The sequence below is a fragment of the Nonomuraea turcica genome (genome assembly GCF_030718205.1).
Classification (GTDB): Bacteria; Actinomycetota; Actinomycetes; order Streptosporangiales; family Streptosporangiaceae; genus Nonomuraea.
On the sequence record NZ_JAUZQF010000041.1, the window covers coordinates 15040 to 33855 of the forward strand.

General features: G+C 71.6%; 24 protein-coding genes and 1 pseudogene. 11 read left to right on the top strand and 14 right to left on the bottom strand.

Features of this window, described 5'->3' with window-relative positions:
* The first annotated feature begins 38 nt into the window (after positions 1-38).
* A complete protein-coding gene (locus Q9G87_RS55305; protein WP_305924741.1) occupies positions 39-968 on the top strand; it encodes a hypothetical protein in 930 nt (309 codons plus the stop codon).
* A gap of 114 nt (positions 969-1082) precedes the next feature.
* Here the strand turns inward: Q9G87_RS55305 and Q9G87_RS55310 are convergent, their stop codons facing one another.
* Both Q9G87_RS55310 and Q9G87_RS55315 read right to left on the bottom strand, forming a co-directional pair.
* Positions 1083-1514: a type II toxin-antitoxin system PemK/MazF family toxin gene (locus tag Q9G87_RS55310; protein ID WP_305924742.1), complete on the bottom strand. Its 432-nt coding sequence runs from the start codon at positions 1512-1514 to the stop codon at positions 1083-1085.
* Positions 1515-1555: 41 nt separating this feature from the next.
* Entirely contained in the window at positions 1556-2431 is an 876-nt protein-coding gene (locus tag Q9G87_RS55315) for a helix-turn-helix domain-containing protein (RefSeq protein WP_305924743.1), read from the bottom strand.
* Between the two features lie 88 nt (positions 2432-2519).
* Here Q9G87_RS55315 and Q9G87_RS55320 point away from each other — a divergent pair, with 88 nt between their 5' ends.
* Complete coding sequence (locus Q9G87_RS55320; RefSeq protein WP_305924744.1) at positions 2520-2873, top strand: VOC family protein; 354 nt, start codon at positions 2520-2522, stop codon at positions 2871-2873.
* A 17-nt stretch (positions 2874-2890) separates the two neighbouring features.
* On the opposite strand, the gene Q9G87_RS55325 is transcribed toward Q9G87_RS55320, so the two are convergent.
* The 3 genes from Q9G87_RS55325 to Q9G87_RS55335 are packed head-to-tail and all read right to left on the bottom strand — an operon-like array spanning position 2891 to position 3605.
* Positions 2891-3184: a hypothetical protein gene (locus Q9G87_RS55325; RefSeq protein ID WP_305924745.1), complete on the bottom strand. Its 294-nt coding sequence runs from the start codon at positions 3182-3184 to the stop codon at positions 2891-2893.
* A complete protein-coding gene (locus Q9G87_RS55330; RefSeq protein ID WP_305924746.1) occupies positions 3163-3297 on the bottom strand; it encodes a hypothetical protein in 135 nt (44 codons plus the stop codon). The genes Q9G87_RS55325 and Q9G87_RS55330 overlap by 22 nt, the downstream gene beginning before the upstream one ends.
* On the bottom strand, positions 3294-3605 hold the full coding sequence (locus tag Q9G87_RS55335) for an epoxide hydrolase N-terminal domain-containing protein (RefSeq protein WP_305924747.1): 312 nt from the start codon (positions 3603-3605) through the stop codon (positions 3294-3296). Before Q9G87_RS55335 ends, Q9G87_RS55330 begins: the two co-directional genes overlap by 4 nt.
* A 61-nt stretch (positions 3606-3666) precedes the next feature.
* On the opposite strand from Q9G87_RS55335, the pseudogene Q9G87_RS55340 reads away from it, so the two are divergent.
* Together Q9G87_RS55340 and Q9G87_RS55345 are read left to right on the top strand one after the other, a co-directional pair.
* Positions 3667-4206 (top strand): annotated as a pseudogene (locus tag Q9G87_RS55340) (hypothetical protein); the annotation flags it as partial.
* A 4-nt stretch (positions 4207-4210) separates the two neighbouring features.
* The gene (locus tag Q9G87_RS55345; RefSeq protein ID WP_305924748.1) at positions 4211-4990 is read left to right on the top strand and encodes an acyl-CoA thioesterase domain-containing protein; all 780 of its coding nucleotides are present in this window, start codon (positions 4211-4213) and stop codon (positions 4988-4990) included.
* A 23-nt stretch (positions 4991-5013) separates the two neighbouring features.
* On the opposite strand, the gene Q9G87_RS55350 is transcribed toward Q9G87_RS55345, so the two are convergent.
* Positions 5014-5319 carry a hypothetical protein gene (locus tag Q9G87_RS55350; protein WP_305924749.1) on the bottom strand — a complete coding sequence of 102 codons (306 nt, stop codon included), beginning with the start codon at positions 5317-5319 and terminating at the stop codon, positions 5014-5016.
* Positions 5320-5460: 141 nt separating this feature from the next.
* Between Q9G87_RS55350 and Q9G87_RS55355 the strand changes: the two genes are divergently transcribed.
* Both Q9G87_RS55355 and Q9G87_RS55360 read left to right on the top strand, forming a co-directional pair.
* On the top strand, positions 5461-6165 hold the full coding sequence (locus Q9G87_RS55355; protein ID WP_305924750.1) for a hypothetical protein: 705 nt from the start codon (positions 5461-5463) through the stop codon (positions 6163-6165).
* Positions 6165-6722: a DUF6529 family protein gene (locus Q9G87_RS55360; RefSeq protein ID WP_305924751.1), complete on the top strand. Its 558-nt coding sequence runs from the start codon at positions 6165-6167 to the stop codon at positions 6720-6722. Before Q9G87_RS55355 ends, Q9G87_RS55360 begins: the two co-directional genes overlap by 1 nt.
* A 37-nt stretch (positions 6723-6759) precedes the next feature.
* On the opposite strand, the gene gndA is transcribed toward Q9G87_RS55360, so the two are convergent.
* Together gndA and Q9G87_RS55370 are read right to left on the bottom strand one after the other, a co-directional pair.
* Positions 6760-8184, bottom strand: a complete 1425-nt coding sequence (gene gndA, locus Q9G87_RS55365; protein WP_305924752.1) for an NADP-dependent phosphogluconate dehydrogenase — start codon at positions 8182-8184, stop codon at positions 6760-6762.
* A 63-nt stretch (positions 8185-8247) separates the two neighbouring features.
* Positions 8248-8937 (bottom strand): HAD family hydrolase, encoded by a 690-nt coding sequence (locus Q9G87_RS55370; RefSeq protein ID WP_305924753.1) that lies wholly within the window; start codon positions 8935-8937, stop codon positions 8248-8250.
* Positions 8938-8960: 23 nt separating this feature from the next.
* On the opposite strand from Q9G87_RS55370, the gene Q9G87_RS55375 reads away from it, so the two are divergent.
* The 5 genes from Q9G87_RS55375 to Q9G87_RS55395 all read left to right on the top strand — a co-directional run bounded on the left by Q9G87_RS55375 (position 8961) and on the right by Q9G87_RS55395 (position 13973).
* Positions 8961-9605 carry an SDR family oxidoreductase gene (locus Q9G87_RS55375; protein WP_305924754.1) on the top strand — a complete coding sequence of 215 codons (645 nt, stop codon included), beginning with the start codon at positions 8961-8963 and terminating at the stop codon, positions 9603-9605.
* Between the two features lie 5 nt (positions 9606-9610).
* On the top strand, positions 9611-10651 hold the full coding sequence (locus Q9G87_RS55380) for an aldo/keto reductase (RefSeq protein WP_305924755.1): 1041 nt from the start codon (positions 9611-9613) through the stop codon (positions 10649-10651).
* 73 nt (positions 10652-10724) lie between these two features.
* A complete protein-coding gene (locus Q9G87_RS55385; RefSeq protein ID WP_305924756.1) occupies positions 10725-13226 on the top strand; it encodes an ATP-dependent Clp protease ATP-binding subunit in 2502 nt (833 codons plus the stop codon).
* A gap of 168 nt (positions 13227-13394) precedes the next feature.
* Complete coding sequence (locus tag Q9G87_RS55390) at positions 13395-13601, top strand: cold-shock protein (protein WP_305924757.1); 207 nt, start codon at positions 13395-13397, stop codon at positions 13599-13601.
* A 144-nt stretch (positions 13602-13745) separates the two neighbouring features.
* Positions 13746-13973 (top strand): hypothetical protein, encoded by a 228-nt coding sequence (locus Q9G87_RS55395; RefSeq protein ID WP_305924758.1) that lies wholly within the window; start codon positions 13746-13748, stop codon positions 13971-13973.
* A gap of 43 nt (positions 13974-14016) precedes the next feature.
* On the opposite strand, the gene ptsP is transcribed toward Q9G87_RS55395, so the two are convergent.
* From ptsP to mtlA, 6 genes are read right to left on the bottom strand one after another with little or no spacing between them, the layout of a single operon-like run.
* The gene (gene ptsP / locus Q9G87_RS55400) at positions 14017-15693 is read right to left on the bottom strand and encodes a phosphoenolpyruvate--protein phosphotransferase (RefSeq protein WP_305924759.1); all 1677 of its coding nucleotides are present in this window, start codon (positions 15691-15693) and stop codon (positions 14017-14019) included.
* On the bottom strand, positions 15686-15967 hold the full coding sequence (locus tag Q9G87_RS55405; protein ID WP_305924760.1) for an HPr family phosphocarrier protein: 282 nt from the start codon (positions 15965-15967) through the stop codon (positions 15686-15688). Before Q9G87_RS55405 ends, ptsP begins: the two co-directional genes overlap by 8 nt.
* Positions 15968-15979: 12 nt before the next feature.
* Entirely contained in the window at positions 15980-16984 is a 1005-nt protein-coding gene (locus Q9G87_RS55410; protein WP_305924761.1) for a zinc-dependent dehydrogenase, read from the bottom strand.
* Positions 16981-17406, bottom strand: coding sequence for a PTS sugar transporter subunit IIA (locus Q9G87_RS55415; RefSeq protein ID WP_305924762.1), 426 nt, complete (start codon positions 17404-17406; stop codon positions 16981-16983). Before Q9G87_RS55415 ends, Q9G87_RS55410 begins: the two co-directional genes overlap by 4 nt.
* Positions 17399-17698, bottom strand: coding sequence for a PTS lactose transporter subunit IIB (locus Q9G87_RS55420; protein ID WP_305924763.1), 300 nt, complete (start codon positions 17696-17698; stop codon positions 17399-17401). The genes Q9G87_RS55415 and Q9G87_RS55420 overlap by 8 nt, the downstream gene beginning before the upstream one ends.
* Positions 17699-17701: 3 nt before the next feature.
* Positions 17702-18802, bottom strand: coding sequence for a mannitol-specific PTS transporter subunit IIC (gene mtlA / locus Q9G87_RS55425; RefSeq protein ID WP_305924764.1), 1101 nt, complete (start codon positions 18800-18802; stop codon positions 17702-17704).
* Positions 18803-18816: the final 14 nt, after the last annotated feature.

Genomic DNA, 18816 nt, shown 5'->3' on the forward strand with positions numbered 1-18816 from the left:
GCTGAGGGGAGGCCGCGGTCCCGGGTAAGGGTCAGCGCATGGAGCTCTCCCTCACGAAGATCGACCTGCCGCGCCCCATCCGGGCGGCCGCATCGGATGGAACCACCGTGTGGTGCGCGGGCACCGACGGAATACGGGCCTACACGACGTCCGGCACGCTGCTGCGCCGTCCGGAGAGCGGCGGTCACAAGAGGGCACGCCCGCCGGAGCTCCTCTCTCTGGCGGCGGTGCCGGGGACGGTGGCTGGCACGCCGGGTTTGCCGGGAACGTTGCCGGAGACGGTGATGGTGCCCAGGACGTTCGCGGGGACGGCGGCGACCGAGGGCACCCTGCAGGGGACGCTGGCCGGAACCGCGGGACACCGCGTGTACTGGCTGGATCCGGCCGGTGCGCCCTTGGCCAGCGCGCGCTTCGACGGCCGGGTGCTCGCCGGCGGCGGGGAGATCTGGGCCGTCGCCGCCGGACAGGCACGCAGACTGGCCGGACCGGGCCGATTAGGGGAGCCGGTGGAGCTGCCCGGCCTGGACGCGTGCGCCGTGGAGGGCGGGCGGCTGTGGTGGACCTCGACACGGGACACCCTGCTGCGGGGCGGTCCCAGAGAGATCGACCTGGGGCGGCGCGAGCGCGGCGGCATGGCCGTGTGCGCCGGCTCCCTGTGGATCAGCGTGCGGGGCGGGCTGCTGCGCGTCTCGGCCTGGTCGGGTGAGCCGAGGCGGCTCGTGGGCGCGCCGGACGGGCCGGTGCCGTTCCTCGTCTGCGCGAACGGGGTCCTGGCGGGAGGAGGACGTGACCTGTTCGCGCTGGCCCCTGCCGCCGGCGCCGCGCTGCGCGTGATCAGGCTCGGGCTGCGGGCGCCGCTCGCGCTGGTGATCGCGGCCGGCAAGCACGTCTGGGCCTTCCCCGCCGGGCGCGCCCAGGCCCTGATCGTGCCTGCCGAACTCCTCAGCGGCGGCGGGCCCGGCCTGTGACCTTGCCGACGTGCCCGTCCCGCCGGCCGTTACCGGCAGGTGGCTGTGCCGACGTGCCGGTCCCGCCGGCCGTTACCGGCAGGTGGCTGTGCCGACGTGCCGGTCCGCCGCCCCTTACCGGCCGGCGCCCCAGCCGTGCGTCTTCATGAGCCGGGCCGCGACCCGGGCGAAGCGGTCGGCATCCAGCACTGCGCCCTCCCGCCGGATGTCGTCCTCATCCAGCACGAAAACCCGGTCCAGCCGTACGTACGACGCCCGGCCGTCGCGTCCCCACGCGCCGAGCGGCAGCCATTCGGGCCCGTCGTCGCCCTTGCTGGACAACATCATGCCCAGCAACCTGCGCCCAGTGCGCCCCACGACCAGCAGAGGCCGGTCCTTGCCCCGGGACGGGTCCTCCTCGTACGGCACCCAGGCCCAGACGATCTCCCCGGGGTCGGCCAGGCCGTCGAGGTCGGGGGAGTAGGCCAGGGTGGCGGGGCCGTTGAGCACGTGGATCTCGCGTACCGCACCCCGGGCAGGCTGGGGGTCCTCACCTAGATCGCGCATTGGGGGAGCTTACGGCCCGCGCCGGGCGGAAATCCACCCGGTCACGGATTTCGTGACGCGAGCAGGCGGCGCAGGGCCGTGGGGGTGTGGCCGACATGGCGGCGGATCGTGCGGGTCAGGTGCGCCTGGTCGGCGAACCCCAGGTCGGCGGCGAGCACGGCCAGGCTCGGCTCGCCGTTTTCCAGCCGGTCGAGCGCCCGCCCCACGCGGACCCGGTTGCGGTAGTGGGTCAGCGAGATGCCGAGCTCGCGGGTGAAGGCCCGGCTGAGCTGGTAAGGCGACACCTCCAGGAACTCGGCCAGCGACAGCAACCCGCCCGCCGCCGGGTGCCCGGCCGTGATGGCCTCGCGGGCGGCGCCGACGATGGCGGCGCTCGTGCGCATGGTGGCATGCCCTGGACGGCCGGCGACGGCCCCTGGTCGGCCGGCGGTGGCAGATGGGCGGTGGATGGCGGCCTTCGGGGAGCGGTCGGCATCCTGCGCGAGGGCGGCGCCGATCAGCGGCAGCAGCGACTCGGCCACCGCGAAGTCGGTGTCGCCGCCGCGCGCGGCCGCGAGCACACGGCGGTGGGCGAGGTCGAGGCGGGCGTCCACGTAGATGGTCGAGCGTGCCGTACGGGCGCCCTCGCCGGCGAGCACCCGCCACAGCCGGGGCGACAGCGACAGCGAGGTGCACACGTCGCCGCCCGCCGGATGGGCGAAGTGCTCCTCCTCACCCGGCACCCCGAGGTAGGCCATGGTCGGGTCGGCGACCACGCTCCGGCCGTCGGCCTTGCGCCGGAACGTGCCGCGGCGCACCAGCACCACCCGATATCGGTCGTTCACCTCCGCGGCCGACCAGCCTCGGTGGTCCTCGACGCAGGTCACCGCGTCGAGGGTGAATCCGGGCCCGGTAGCGAGAAGCACGGAGGAACGCACGCGACGAACGCTACGCCGCCCCTCCGACAAATCCCGGCGCGCAAGGATGTTCAAGACCCGGCCGACCCGTCACCGGCACGCTGTCCTCATGACCACGACGACATTGACCTCCATAGTCATCGACTGCGCCGACCCGACGGCCCTGGCGGCCTTCTACGCCAAGGCGACCGGATGGCGTGTCACCGACGGCGACGCCGACTTCGCCGGTCTCGAAGGCGGCCCGGTCTCGATCGGGTTCCAGCGGATCGACGGCTACCAGGGCCCGGGCTGGCCCAACGACGGCAAGCACGTGCACCTGGAGTTCCAGGTCCCCGACGTCGAGACCGCCAAGAAGGAGCTGACCGCGCTGGGCGCCACCGTCCCCGGCTTCCAGCCGGGCGGCGACTCCTGGACCGTCCTCCTCGACCCCGAAGGCCACCCCTTCTGCATCATGCAGGCCTAGAAGGCGGACAAGAAGGCCTAGAGGGCGGCGAAGAACGCCCTGATGTCGTCCGCCAGCAGAGCGGGGGCCTGCAGCGCGGCATAGTGGCCGCCGGTGGCGAACTCCGACCAGTGCACCACGTTGTGGACCTGCTCGGCGTAGCGCCGCACAGTGCTGTCGCCGGGGAAGACCGCGATGCCGGTCGGCGTCTTGTCGGGCTCGTCAGGCGGCGCCCAGTCGGGCGCGCTCTCCCGGTACAGACGCCCGGACGAGCTGGCCGTTCCGGTGAACCAGTAAAGGGACACGTTGGTCAGGACGTCGTCGGCGGACATGGCCCCGACGTCCCGACCCAGGAGGCGAACGCGTCCAGGTTCCAGGCGAGCTGCCCGGCCGGCGAGTCGACCAGGGCGTAGGCGAGGGTCTGCGGCCGGGTGCCCTGGATCACGGCGCACCCGGAGACCTCCTGCCACTCCAGCCGTGCGTGAGCAGCAGCGGCAGCGCATCCTCCCGGGCCGATCGCACGTGCGCGAAGTGGACGCGCTGCCCGTCGATCTCGGTCGTGTACTCCGGTAGGACGTTCAGCCGGGCCTCGTGCTCACGCCACGCATACGCATGGAGCCAGTAGTCCGCCAGCTCGCGGACCGCCTGCGGCGGCACCCGTACGACCACCCCACTCCCTCGAGCGCGTCCGGCCCAGGCGCGCAAGGAGATCGTCCAGCTGGGCTGCGGTATGTCGATGACGAATGCGTCCATGCTCGCCACGCTAGGACCGATTGCGGCCATATTCGGGCCACAATGGCGAGCGTGCTGAACACCCGTCCACTCCACGCCCGGCGTCTCCGGCGGCTACCGCCTCGGCGCCGGCGCCGAACTGCCGCCGCTGCTGCTCGACGATGACGAGGCCGTCGCGGTCGCGGTGGGGTTGCGTACCGCCGCGAACGGCACCGTGACCGGCATCGAGGAGACCTCCCTGCGTGCCCTCTCCAAGCTCGAACAGGTCCTGCCGGCCCGCCTGCGCCTCCGCGTCAACACGCTGCAGACGCACACCGTGCGGATCAACCGGGACGGCCCCACCGTGGACGCCGGCGTGCTCACCCGCGTGGCCTCCGCCTGCCGCGATCAGGAGGAGCTGCGTTTCGACTACACCGACCATCAGGGGATCGCCGGCCGGACCGCCGGCACGGTGGGGCCCGTGGACGAGCACTCCTGCGTGCTCACCCTCCGCGGTGACGACCTCCACCTCATGTCAGTGGTCGTGGCCTTCCTCGACGTCGACTTCGAGGTGCTCGAACCGGTCGAGCTGAAGGAAAAGCTGCACATCCTCGGGCAGCGCCTACTCTCCTCTAGAATCTGATTCTGTGTCGTCGACGTCAGCGTTTTTCACCCGGAAGCAGGGCGAGTTGATCCCCTCGCCGCACGCTCGCGGCCCCTGGTCCCCCGACATGCTCCACGGCCGCCTCCTCGGCGGGCTCGCCGCCCGTGCCCTCGAGGAGGCCCACGGCGAGCCGGGCCTGCACTTCGCCCGGCTGACCGTCGACCTGTTCCGCAACAGCCCGATGCTGCCCGTCACCGTGGAGACCACCCTGGTCAGGGACGGGCGCCGGATTCGGGTCGCCGACGCGGTCATCTCCACCGAGCAGGGGGTGATCGGGCGGGCCAGCGCCGTGCTGCTACGGCAGAGCGGGCCGCCTGGCGGTGCGCAGACCCTCGTCACGCCCGCCTGGGACGAGCCCGCACCGGACGGGCCGCCGGCCGAGTGGACCGGGTGGAGGCCGCCGTTCGATCTGTGGCGGCTGACCGAATGGGGCGCCCCGGGACCGGGGCGGGCGTGGATGCGGGAGACGTATCCGCTGGTGGACGAGGAAGCGGTGTCGCCGTTCGTCCGGGCGGCGCTGGCGGCCGACTTCGCCAGCCCGCTGAGCAACGCCGGAACGGACGGGCTGCGTTTTATCAACGCTGATTACACGCTGACCCTCGCCCGCCTCCCGGACAGCGACGTCCTCGGCATCGAGGCCACGGGACACGTGAACGCGGCCGGCGTCGCCACCGGCCAGGTCACCCTGCACGACACGACCGGGCCTATCGGCTTCTGTACGGTGACGGCGGTGGCCAACCCGGCCGGCATCGCCGGCCGCTGACCCGGTTGTGCCCCCGAGCCCCGTCAGGCTTCGGCGAACACCTCGTAGTGGTCGACGGTCCGTTCCCGGTCGACCAGGAACGCGTCGTCCTCGGGATAGAAGACCGCGCTGCCCGGATCGTCCCCGGCGAACGCCTTGATCGCGTCCCACGACTCCCACAGGGAGATCAAGAAGAACTCGGTCCTGTCGCCTGCGTCGCGCCTGGTGAAGTAGGCGCCCCGGTTGCCCGGAGTCGAGGTGTATCCGGTGAAGCCGGTGCGCAGCAGATAGGCCTCGTAGGCCTTCGCGTCGCTCGATCGCGTCCAGCCCCGCCACGTGCGAACGATCATAAGGTCCATGATGCTGCCACCGGCCATCGCCGTACAGCGGTGACATCCCTTCTGTGACGAAGGCGTCCGGATCAGTGAACCGCCGGCGCGTTTCCCGCGTACGCACTGGCAGACGCTTCAACGGATCAAAGGCGGGAGACCATGACGAGGCCAGGCCCCATCCTCACGTTGCTGGCGGGCATGGCGACCACGGCCGCCCTGGTGTCGCTCAGCCTCGCCGAGTCGCCCGCACCACCCCAGTCCGGCGGCATGACCTCGGCGTCCATGGAGAACCCGACGCCGACCGGCACCGCGGGCGAGGACTACCCGGCGGCCGGACCGCAAGACCCTGCCCAGACCCCGACCGGCAGCCCGAGCGCCGCACCCGCGACCGGGGTCGTCCGCGCCGACTACGCGACCCGGGTCCGGGGCAGCCGCGGGCTCTTGGCGATCTCCGTTCGCGGTGCCAAGGCGATCGCGTACTTCTGCGACGGCGAAACCGAAGCCTGGTTCCAGGGCACGGCCGACGGCGGCATCCTGACCCTGGAGGGCTTCGGCGGCGCCGACGTGAGCGCCGAGATCGCCGATGGCGCGGCCGTCGGCGAACTGTCGATCGGCGATCGGCGCTGGGACTTCACCGCGCCGACGGTGCGCAAGCCGTCGGGCCTCTACAGGGCGACGGCGCTGGTCCGGGGCGCGAAGCTGGTGGCCGGATGGATCTACCTGCCGGACGGCAGCAGAGTCGGCGCCGTGACCCTGGACGGCGCACTGGTCACCGCGGAGATCCCCGAGCCCGGGCAGGCCACGGTGATCAAGGGCGCGGTGATCACCCCTGAGGACGTGGACGCATTCATGGGAGGGCTGTGATGTACGACACCGAAGTCACCCGCCGGTCCGGCCCGGGCGCCATCCTGCTGCTCCTGCCCCTCGGCGTGGGCGCTCTCGTCGCCGTCGCCCTCGGCCGCTACGGCACGCTGCACCAGCCCACCGGCTTCGCCGTCGGCGTCGCGGGCTTCTCCGGCGCGCTCCCGATGAAGGCCTGGCTGACCACGGGCGCGTTCCTCCTCGCCGGGGTCCAGCTCTTCTCCTCCCTGGTGATGTGGGGCCGGATCCGGCTGGACCTGCCGTGGGTCTATGGCCTGCACCGCTGGTCGGGCCGGCTGGCGTTCCTGCTGACGCTGCCGGTCGCCTTCCACTGCCTGTACGCCCTGGGGGCGCGCTACGACGGCACCCGCGTGCTGGTCCACTCCCTGGCGGGCTGCTTCTTCTACGGGATCTTCACCACCAAGATGCTGGCCCTGTCCCGGCGCGGGATTCCCCCGTGGGCGTTCCCCATCCTGGGCGGGCTGGCCTTCACGGCGCTGGTGGCCCTCTGGGTGACCTCGTCGCTGTGGTTCTTCACGACGGCCGGCCTGACATGGTGACGGCGGCCCGCTCCGCTCGGAGCGGGCCGCACCGCGGCTAGGCCGGGTGTTCGGCGCGGTCGCCGGACCAGTCGGTGTGGAAGGAGCCCTCCTTGTCCACCCGGTGGTAGGTGTGGGCGCCGAAGAAGTCGCGCAACCCCTGCACCAGCGCCGCCGGCAGCCGGTCGCGCCGCAGCCCGTCGTAGTAGGCCAGCGCCGAGGAGAAGCCCGGCGTGGGCACGCCGATCTGCACCGCCGTGGTGACCACGCGCCGCCAGGCCTCCTGCGCCGCGTCCAGCGCCGCCGCGAACGTGGGGTCGGCCAGCAGCGTCGGCAGGTTCGGGTTGGCGTCGTAGGCGGAGCGGATCCGGTCCAGGAACTTGGCCCTGATGATGCACCCGCCCCGCCAGATGGTGGCCATGGCGCCCAGGTCCAGGTCCCAGCCGTACTCCTTCGAGGCGGCCGCCATCTGGTCGAAGCCCTGCGCGTACGCCACGATCTTGGACGCGTACAGTGCCTGCCGCACGTCCTCGATGAGCTCCCGCCCGCCGACCCCGGACAACTTCGGCCCCGCCAGCGACGCGGCGGCGGCCCGCTGCTCCGGGTGCCCGGACAGCGCTCGGGCGAATGTCGCCTCAGCGATGCCCGTCACCGGGACGCCGAGGTCGAGCGCGCTCTGCACGGTCCAGCGGCCGGTGCCCTTCTGCTCGGCCTGATCGACCACGACGTCCACGAACGGCTTGCCCGTCTCGGCGTCCACCTGCTCGAGCACCTCGGCGGTGATCTCGATCAGGTAGGAGTCCAGCTCGCCGCGGTTCCACTCCCTGAACACCTCGGCCAGCTCGGCCGGAGTCGCGCCCAGGGCCTGACGGAGCAGATCGTACGACTCGGCGATGAGCTGCATGTCCGAGTATTCGATGCCGTTGTGCACCATCTTCACGAAGTGCCCCGCGCCGTCCGGGCCGACGTGCACCGAGCACGGCACCCCGTCCACGGTGGCCGCGATGTCCTGCAGGATCGGGCCGAGCGCTTCCCACGACTCCTTCGACCCGCCCGGCATGATGCTCGGGCCGTGCAGCGCGCCCTCCTCGCCGCCGGAGATGCCGGTGCCGACGAAGTGGATGCCCCGCTCACGCAGCGCGGCCTCGCGCCGGCGGGTGTCCTCGAAGTGCGCGTTGCCGCCGTCGACGATCATGTCGCCCGGTTCCATCAGGTCGGCGAGCTGGTCGATCACCGCGTCGGTGCCCGCACCCGCCTTGACCATGATGATCGCCCGCCGGGGCCGCTTCAGCGAGGCCACGAAGGCGGCGAGGTCCTCGGACGGCACGAACGTGCCCTCCCCGCCGAACTCCTTGACCAGCTGCTGGGTACGGCCGAACGTCCGGTTGTGCACGCCCACCGCGTAGCCGTGCCTGGCGAGATTGCGTGCCAGGTTGCGCCCCATGGTGGCCAGGCCCGTGACGCCGATGTCTGCCAAGTCCATTTTCAAGCTCCTTTATGGGGAATACGCCTGATCCAGCCCGGGAGTTCGGGGGGATATTCCCTCTTAATCGAAACGCACGCCGAGTTCGTCAAGCCTGGCCAGCATGTCCGCCGGATCGGCGTACACCCTGAAGGCTCCCGCACGTTCGAGCTCGTCCCTCCCATACCCTCCCGACAGGAGTCCGATCCCGAGCGCGCCGGCCCGGCGGGCGGCGAGCAGGTCCCAGACGCTGTCGCCCACCACCATGGCATGCCGCGGATCCACACGCACCAGGTCCGCCCCGGCGAGGAACAGGTCGGGGTCGGGCTTCGCACGCCGCACCATGTCGCGGGTGATCATCGGGGTGTCCTCCGGCAGCCCCAGCATGCCGAGCGCCAGCCTGGCCGTGCGGGCATACCCACTGGTCGCGATCGCCCAGGGCACGCCGCGCGTGGTGAGCTCCGACAGCAGCTCGGCCGCGCCGGGCAGCGGCTTGACGGAGTGGACCTGCTGCTCGTACGCCTCCATGTGCGTGGTCTGCAGCTGGTCGATCTGCTCCCGCGACAGCTTCAGTCCGGTCTCACGCAGCAGCGCGCTGACGAACAGCCCGCCGCTCATGCCGATGCGGCGGTGGATGCGCCACACCGACAGGTCGATCCCCATGCTCGACAACGCCTGCCGCCAGGCGATGACGTGCTGGTAAACGCTGTCGATCAAGGTGCCGTCAAGGTCGAAGAGGAAGGCGGGCGTCGGAGCTTGCGGGAAGTCGCTCATGGGGTCCATGACACCATGAGGACATGCGGATCATCATTGCAGGTGGCCATGGGAAGATCGGGCTGCGGCTGGCGGAGCGCCTCAAGTCGGGCGCGGTCGGCCTGGTGCGCAACCCTGCCCACGTCGCCGACGTCGAGGCCACCGGAGCCGAGGCCGTGGTCTGCGACCTGGAGAAGGCGAGCCTGGACGAGGTGACGGAGATCGTGCGCGGCGCGGACGCCGTGGTGTTCGCCGCGGGCGCGGGGCCCGGCAGCGGCGCGGCACGCAAGGACACCGTGGACCGGGCCGCGTCCGTGCTGCTCGCCGAGGCCGCGGAGAGGGCGGGGGTGGGGCGCTTCATCCAGATCTCGTCCATGGGCGCGGGCAAGCCGCCGGCGCCGGGCCGGGACGAGGTGTGGGCCGCGTACATCGACGCCAAGACCGCCGCCGAGGAGGACCTGCGCCGCCGCGACGGCCTGGCCTGGACGATCGTCCGCCCCGGCCGCCTGACCGACGAGCCGGGCACGGGCCTGGTCCGGCTGGCGCCCGAGGTGCCGCCGGGGTCGGTGCCGCGCGACGACGTGGCCGCCGTGATCATGGCGCTGCTCGACAACCCGGGCACGGCCGGCCAGACCCTGGAACTCGTCTCCGGCGCGACGCCCATCCGCACCCTCGTCGCGACAGAGTGAGAACCATGACTGAATATCGTGTACTCGGACGTACCGGACTCAAGGTCAGTCCTCTCTGCCTCGGCGCGATGATGTTCGGCTGGTGGGGGGAGTCCGATCCCGGCGAGTCAGCCCGGATCATCGACCGGGCGCTGGACACGGGGGTCAACTTCATCGACACCGCCGACGTCTACTCGCAGGGGCAGTCGGAGGAGTTCGTCGGCCAGGCGCTCGCCAAGTCCGGCAAGCGGCACCAGGTGGTGCTGGCCACGAAGTGCCACGGCGTCATGGGGGAGGGGCCCAACGAGCGGGGCAACTCCCGCCGCTGGATCTTCCAGGCCGTCGAGAACAGCCTGCGCCGGCTCGGCACCGACTGGATCGACCTCTACCAGATCCACCGCCCCGACCCGGACACCGACATCGAGGAGACCCTCGGCGCACTCACCGACCTCGTCCGCCAGGGCAAGGTGCGCTACATCGGCAGCTCCACCTTCCCCGCCCACCAGATCGTCGAAGCCCAGTGGGCGTCGGACCGGCGCGGGCTGGAGCGGTTCGTGTGCGAGCAGCCGCCGTACTCGCCGCTCGTGCGCGGCATCGAGGCCGGCGTGCTGCCCGTGGCCGAGAAGTACGGCATGGGCGTCATCGTCTGGAGCCCGCTCGCCGGCGGCTGGCTGAGCGGCAACTACCGCAAGGGCCAGGACGTGCCGCAGACCCGCAGGGCGCAGCGGCTGCCCGACCGCTACGACCTGACGCAGGAGGTCAACCAGCGCAAGCTCGACGCGGTCGAGAAACTCGCCGTGCTGGCCGAGGAGGCCGGGATCACGCTGATCGAGTTGTCGATCGCGTTCACGATCCGGCACCGGGCCGTGACCTCGGCGATCATCGGGCCGCGCACCATGGAGCACCTGGAGAGCCAGCTCACCGCCGCCGACGTGCGGCTGAGCGACGACGTGCTCGACCGGATCGACGAGATCGTCGCGCCCGGCGTCACGCTCAACCCGGCCGACGCGGGCTGGCTGCCGCCGCAGCTGGCCGAGGCGAGCCTGCGCCGGCGGCCCCTGACCTGATACTTGCTGATTACTGGCTATCGCTTGCGGCCTGAACGGCTAGGTGTCCCTTGAAGCGTGGAGGGGGCATTCGATGGCGGACATGCCGTTCAGGTCGTTTTTCGGTGGAGATCCGTTCAGAGGGTTCGAGGAGCTCACGGGCCGGGTGTTCGGCGGTATGGAGGGCTGGCCGCCGACCCGGCCCAGCGTGCAGCGGGTGGACGTGGGCAAGCTCCTGAGCGCCTCGGCCCGGGAGGTGCTGCGGCGCGCGCTGGAGGCGGCCGGGCAGCGCGGCGCGCCGGACCTCGACGTGCTCGACCTGCTGGACGCGCTGATCGACGACGACGCCACCCAGACCATGCTGCGTACCGCCGGGGTGGACCTGGGCCGGCTGCGTGACCGCATCGACGAGATGAGCGGCCCCGGCCTGCCCGCCGAGCCGCCCACGACCCTCTCGCCCGCCGCCAAACGCGCCATCCTCGACGCCCAGCGCATCTCCCGCGCCCTGCAGTCCTCCTACATCGGCCCCGAGCACCTGCTGCTCGCGGCGGCCGCCAACCCGGACTCCAGCGCCGCCCGCCTCCTGCAGGAACAGGGCGTCTCGGCGAACGAGCTGCAGCAGGCCATCATGGCGGGCCCGGCCCGCCGAGGCGAAGCCCGCCGCGCGACGAACACGCCCTCGCTGGACGAGTACGGCCGGGACATCACCGAGCAGGCCCGGCAGGGCAAGATCGACCCGGTCGTCGGCCGTGAGGACGAGATCGAGCAGTCCATCGAGGTGCTGTCGCGCCGCACCAAGAACAACCCGTGCCTCATCGGCGAGCCCGGCGTCGGCAAGACCGCGATCGTCGAGGGCATCGCCCAGCGCATCGTCAACGGCAGCGTCCCCGATCCGCTCAAGGACCGCCGCGTGGTCGCCCTCGACCTGACCGGGATGGTGGCCGGGACGAAATACCGCGGCGAGTTCGAGGAACGCATCAAGAAGGTCATCGACGAGGTGCGCGAGCACGCCGACGAGATCATCGTCTTCATCGACGAGGTGCACAACCTGGTCGGCGCCGGCGCCGCCGAGGGCGGCATGGACGCGGCGAACATCCTCAAGCCCGCCCTGGCCCGCGGCGAGCTGCACGTGATCGCCGCCACCACGATCGACGAATACCGCAAGAACATCGAGAAGGACGCCGCACTCGAACGCCGCTTCCAGCCGATCCTGGTCGCCGAGCCGACCGTGGAGGAGACGGTGGAGATCCTGGCGGGGCTGCGCGACGCGTACGAGGCCCACCACCAGGTCCGCATCACCGACGAGGCCCTGGACGCCGCCGCGACCCTGTCGGCCCGCTACATCCCCGACCGCTTCCTGCCCGACAAGGCCATCGACCTGATGGACCAGGCCGCGGCCAGGGTGCGGCTGCGCTCGCGCACCCCCGGCAGCGACGTGCGGGAGCTGGAGGAACGCCTGGACTCGCTGCGCCGCGACAAGGACCAGGCCGTCGCCGCCGACGACTTCGACCGGGCCAAGGACCTGACCAGGGAGATCGACAAGGTCCGGCCGGAGCTGCAGCGCGCCAGACAGGGCACGGACACCGTGCCGCAGGTCATGGTGGAGGACATCGCCGAGGTCGTCTCCCGCCGCACCGGCATCCCGGTCACCCAGCTCACCGAGCAGGAACGCGATCGGCTCATGCGCCTCGAAGAGTACCTGCACCAGCGCGTGATCGGCCAGGACGAGGCGGTGACCGCGATCGCGGAGGCGGTACGCAGGGCGCGGGCGGGACTGTCGGACCCCAACCGGCCCATCGGCAGCTTCCTGTTCCTCGGCCCCACGGGCGTCGGCAAGACCGAGCTGGCCAGGGCGCTCGCCGCGGCCCTGTTCGGGGGCGAGGAGCACATGGTGCGCATCGACATGAGCGAGTACCAGGAGCGGCACACGCTCTCGCGCCTCATCGGCGCGCCGCCCGGATACGTCGGGTACGAGGAGGCGGGCCAGCTCACCGAGGCCGTACGCCGCCGCCCGCACGGCGTGATCCTCCTGGACGAGGTCGAGAAGGCCCACCCGGACGTCATGAACATCCTGCTGCAGATGCTCGACGACGGCCGCCTCACCGACGGGCACGGCCGCACGGTGGACTTCACCAACACGATCGTCATCATGACCAGCAACCTCGGCGCCCAGCTCATCCTGGAGTCCACCGCCGACCCCGCGCAGCTCGAGAGCCGGCTCATGGACCTGCTGCGCCGCTCCCTGCGGCCGGAGCTGCTCAACCGCATCGACGAGACGATCGTCTTCAAGCGGCTGGAGCGCGACCAGCTGCGCCGGATCGTGGACCTGATGCTGGAGCGCACCCGGCAGCGGCTCCGCGGACAGGACGTCACGCTGGAGGTCACGGACCCGGCCAAGGACTGGCTGGCGCAGCGCGGCTACCAGCCGGAGTTCGGGGCCCGGCCGCTGCGGCGGACGGTGCAGCGGGAGCTGGACAACCGGCTGTCCACGATGTTGCTGACCGGCGAGGTGTCCGAGGGCGGCAGGGTGACGGTCGACGTCGAGAACGACCAGCTCCGGCTCAGGGCGGTGGACCCGAAACGTGTGCTAGACTGAACTGCAGTTGTAGTTGTGGTACCCATAAAGACTTTGTGCGCGCCTGACAGACTGTGATCTTCGGGCGCGTTTTTGTTTTCCGGTCATCTCCGGATGGGCTCATCGCGGCGACACGGCAATTCGCACGGTGCGAATTGCGTTTCCTGCACACATCTCGAGGAGATCGATATGGCAACCGGAACCGTGAAGTGGTTCAACGCCGAAAAGGGCTTCGGCTTCATCGCCCAGGACAACGACGGCCCCGACGTCTTCGCGCACTACTCCAACATCGTCGCCAGCGGCGGCTACCGGGAGCTGCACGAGGGCCAGAAGGTGTCCTTCGACGTCGTCCAGGGCCAGAAGGGTCTGCAGGCGGAGAACATCGTCGCCGCCTGACCTGGCAGATGTCAGGGATCCGGGCCCGCACCGCTGCGGGCCCGGATCTGTCGCGTCCCCGGCTCACCCCGCATATCCGTGCTTTCGCGCCGCCTCCTCCGTGACCGGTCGCTTTATTCGTCAGAAGGGCGCATACTGAAACCAATGAGACCTCACGCCGCGGCCCGGCGACGCCTGCCAGGAAGCCCCTTCAACGTTGCCGAGCCTCCTCCACCTCCCGTCGAGCAGTTCGCCGTGCGGGACCAGGTCAGCCACGACAAATACGGCCTCGGCCGCGTCATCGCCGTCGAGCAGGATGTGGCTGTCCTCGTTGATTTCGGTGCGGAGACGCGCCGCATCAACGCGCCCTACGCCAAACTCGTCAAGCTGTGACGGTGACCGCGCTCCTCGCAGGAGTAGTGACCGGCGCGCGCAGCTAGGCAAGCGCCGCACGGGCGCGTTCCCGGCACTCCTGCAGGGTGAGGGCCGCCAAGGCCTCCCGGACTGCGGGAACGCACACCGGGGCCATGGACAGGCTCGTCACCCCCAGCCCCACCAGCAGGGGCGCCAGCAGCGGGTCGCCGGCCGCCTCCCCGCACACGCCGACCGGCTTGCCCGCCTCCCGCCCCGCCTCCGCGCACATCGCGATCAGCTCCAAAAGGGCCGGTTGACGGGGGTCGAGGAGATCGGCCAGGGAGGAGTGCTGGCGATCGGCGGCGAAGGTGTACTGGGCCAGATCATTGGTGCCGATGCTGAGGAAGTCCACCTCCTGCAGCAACCGCCGGGCCCGCAGCGCCGCCGCCGGCACCTCCACCATCACCCCGACCCTGGCAATGCCCTTGGCACGGGCGCGACGGGCGAAGCCGGACGCCTCGCCCATCGTGGTGACCATGGGCGCCATCACCCACGCCTGCGCGCCCGCGGCCCTGGCCGCTTCGGCGATCGCGTCGAGCTGCGTGTCCAGCACGTCCGGGAGCACCCGGTCCACCCGCAGGCCGCGCACGCCCAGGGCGGGGTTCGGCTCCCCGGGCAGCCCCAGGAAGGGCAGCGGCTTGTCGGTGCCGGCGTCCAGCGTGCGCACGATGACCGTCTCGGCCTGCGTGAACACCTCGATGTAGGCCGCGACCTGCTCCTCGAACGAGGGCGCCTGCCTGCGGTCCAGGAACAGGAACTCCGTGCGGAACAGCCCGACGCCCTCCGCGCCCGGGCGCAGGTCCGCCGCCGAGCCGACGTTGAGTAAGAGCTTGACGGGGTGGCCGTCGGCGGTCCTGCCGGGGCCGTGGCTCGCCGCCAGTCTGGCCTTCTCGGCGCGGTCGCGCTCCCCGACCTCGGCCGCCTCCGCGGCGGACAGGCCGAGGGCGATCTCGCCGGTCGTGCCGTCGACGCCCACGATGGTGCCGTCGGGGACGCCGGCGATCTCCGGGCAGGCCACCACCGCGGGCAGCCCCCGGCCGCGGGCCAGGATCGCGGTGTGGCTCGTCGGCCCGCCCCGCTCGGTGACCAGTGCCAGCACGTCGTCGCCCAGGCCGGCGGTGTCGGCGGGGGAGAGGTCCGCGGCCACCAGCACGTACGGGTGGCCGGGGGAGGGAAGCCCCGGCATGGGCAGGCCGAGCGCGAACGCCACCGCGCGATGCTTGAGGTCGTCCAGGTCGGCGGCCCGCTCGGCCAGGTAGCCGCCCAGCGCGGCGAGGGCGTCCCGGTGATGGGTGAAGGCCGCGTCCAGGGCGTGGGCCGCGTCCAGGCCGCTGCGTGCCTTTCCCTCGGCCTCCTCCCGCAGCATCGGGTCGTCGGCGATCATGGCGAGTGCCTCGAGGATTTCGGCGGCCTCCCCCTGCGCGCCGGTGGCCCGCTGGGCGAGGTCGGCGGCCACCGCACCCAGGGCCTTGACGACGGTGGCCGCCTCGGCGCCGGGGTCGGCGACCGGATGGGGGGCGGGCAGCCGCGGCGGCCCGGCCATCCGGATCACCGGGCCCGCCGCCCGGCCCTGGCTGACGCCGAGTCCGGTGAGCCGCCCGCCGGCCCCCGTCCAGGGGCCGCTGTCAGGACGGGAGCCACCGGCACGGGCTCCTGGTCCAGGCTCCGCGACGCCCGGCCGGAGCGGGGTGTCAGGCATCGAGGGCCTCTTCCGCGTCCAGGTCGCGCGCGAGCAGCGACGCCAGCGCGTCCAGCGCCTCCTCGGCCCCCGGCCCGTCCGCCTCGAGCGTCACCTCCGTCCCCTGGACGGCCCCCAGCGACAACACTCCCAGCATGCTCTTGGCCGGCACGGCCTTCTCGCCGAGCCGCACCGTCACGGGCACCCCGAGCCGCACCGCCTCCTGGACGAAGAGCTTGGCGGGCCGGGCGTGCAGGCCGCTGGCAGAGGCCACGGCGACCGTTCGATGTGCCATCAGAGCGTCTCCTTACGGTTCGATCGTGACCTTGATGGCCGCGCCCCGGCTGACGAGGTCGATCCCGTCGAGCACCCGGGGGAGTGGCAGCCGGTGGGTGATGAGGTCGGAGACCACGACGGCCCCCTCGGCCACCAGCCGCAGCGCCGAGGCGTTGTGGGCGGGGCTGGAGCCGTTCGCGCCGACGATCGTCAGCTCGCGGTAATGCACCAGGTTGGAGTCCAGCGCGATGATCGGGTCGTCCTTGGGCAGGCCGCCGAAGAAGCTGATCCGGCCCTGCCGGGCCGCCATCCGCACCGCCTGCTCCTGCGCCGCCCCTGACGCCGCCGCCGTGATCACCACGTCGGCGCCGCGCCCGCCGGTCAGCTTCAGCACCTGCTCGACGGGGTCGGCGTCGATGGCGGCGTCCGGGCTCACCAGTTCGGCGGCCATGGCCAGGCGCTGCGCGTTGACGTCCACGAGGAACACGCGGGCGGCGCCGCGCGCCCGCGCCAGCCGGACGTGCAGGCAGCCGATCGGGCCCGCGCCCATCACCACCACGTCGTCGCCCGCGCCGACGCCCGCCAGCTCCTGCCCGTTCAGCACGCAGGCCAGGGGCTCGGCGACCGACGCCTCGGCGAAGCCGACGCCGTCGGGGATGGCGTTGACGCCGTCGACGGCGAGCACCTTCGCCGGGATGATCATGTACTCGGCGAAGCCGCCGTCGTAGTGGTAGCCCATGGACTCCTGGTTCGGGCAGACCGTCTGGCGGCCGCGCAGGCACTCGGCGCACGCGCCGCACGGGATGGCGGCGATCACCTGCACCCGGGCGCCGGTGTCCACGACCTCGCCGGCGATCTCGTGCCCCATCACCCGCGGCGGCCTGATGTGGTGGTGCCCGAACTTGTAGATCTTGGCGTCCGTGCCGCAGGTCGAGCAGTTGCGTACCCGGATCTTCAGCTCGCCCGGCCCGGCCACGGGCTCGGGCGCGTCCTCGATCCTGATGTCGCCCGGGGCGTGGAATCTGGCGACTTTCATACGAGCTCCTTCATCACCTGTGAAACCTCGGTCGCCTCGCGGAGGGCCCGGGCGCGGTCGGGGTCGAGCAGGATCTCGGCCAGCGCCGCCAGCAGCGGTACGTGGCCGCCTTCCCTGGCGGCGATGCCGACGCAGAGCGTGACCTGCTCGCCGTCCCAGTCCACGCCGCCGGGGAAACGCACGACGCAGATGGCGTCCCGCTTGATGTCCTCCTTGGACGCGTCCGTCCCGTGCGGGATGGCGACGCCCTCGCCGACGTAGGTGGAGATCGACCGCTCCCGTTCGAGCATCGCCTCGACGTACGGCTCCGCGACCGCCCCCACCTCGACCAGCACCCGGCCGCAGAGGCGGATGGCCGCGTCGCGGTCGGCGGCGCTCTCGTGCAGCCGCACCGCCCGCGGGTCGAGCAGGTCGTCACGCATCGACGGTGCCGCCGTTCTTGATGGTGTTGACCAGCCTGGTCACCGCCGGGTCGCCGAGGAAGATCTGGAACGGCACCAGCAGCTTCCCCGGAGCGGCGGCCCTGGCGCGGGCGGCCAGCCCGGCGTGGCACAGCACCACGTCGGCGTCGTCGGGGATGGAGTTGACCGGCGTGTGCTCCACGATGACGCCGCTGTCCTTGAGCTGCTTGCGCAGCGTGGAGGCGAGCATCACGCTGCTGCCCATCCCGGCGTCGCAGGCGACGATGATCTTTCGGATGTCCTTGGCGTCCATGGCTCAGGCCTCCTTGGTGGTGGGTTCGGTGCTGGAAACTTCTTCATCGGCGGCCTTCTCGCCCCTGCCGAAGCCGAGCAGGAGGGCGGCCACGGCGAACGACACGGCCGTGGCCACGAGGATCCCGAGGCTCGAGCCCAGCCAGCCGCCCTTCGGCGTGACCGCCAGGTAGGCGAAGATGCTGCCCGGCGACGGGGTGGCGACCAGGCCGGCTCCGGTGATCATGAACGTGAACACCCCGGCCGCGCCGCCCGCGATGACGGCCGCGATGAGGCGCGGCTTCATGAGAACGTACGGGAAGTAGATCTCGTGGATGCCGCCGAAGAAGTGGATGATCATCGCAGCGGGCGTGCTGGGCCGCAGCTCGCGCGGCCCGAACAGCAGGTACGCCAGCAGCAGGCCGAGCCCGGGCCCCGGGTTCGACTCGAGCATGAACAGGATCGACTTGCCCTGCTCGGCCGCCTGCGCGACACCCAGCGGGCTGAGCACGCCGTGGTTGATGGCGTTGTTCAGGAACAGCACCTTGGCCGGCTCGATGAGCACGGACGCCACGGGCAGCAGGTTGTTGGTGATCAGCCACTCCACGGCGTTGCCCGCGGCCGTGGTGACCGCCTGCACGATGGGACCGATGCCGAGGAATCCGACGATCGCCATCGCGCCGCCCACGATGCCGGCGGAGAAGTTGTCCACCAGCATCTCGAACCCGGCCCTGGTCCGCGCCTCCGTGAACTTGTCCACATATTTCAGGATCAGGGCGGTGAGCGGGCCGATGATCATGGCGCCCAGGAACATCGGGGCCTCCGTGCCGACCACGACGCCCATCACCGCCACCGCGCCGACGACCGCCCCACGCTGCCCGTGCACCATCCGCCCGCCGGTGTAGGCGATGAGGACCGGCAACAGGGTCGAGATGATCGGGCCGACCATCTTGGCGAGGTCCTCGTTCGGCAGCCAGCCGGTCGGGATGAACAACGCCGTGATCAGGCCCCAGGCGATGAACGCGCCGATGTTCGGCATGATCATGCCGGCCAGATGGCCGCCGATGCGCTGGATGGTGGCCTTGACGCCGGTACCGGTGACCGGAGGTGTGTAAGTATCGGCCATGGAACTAGCTCCTT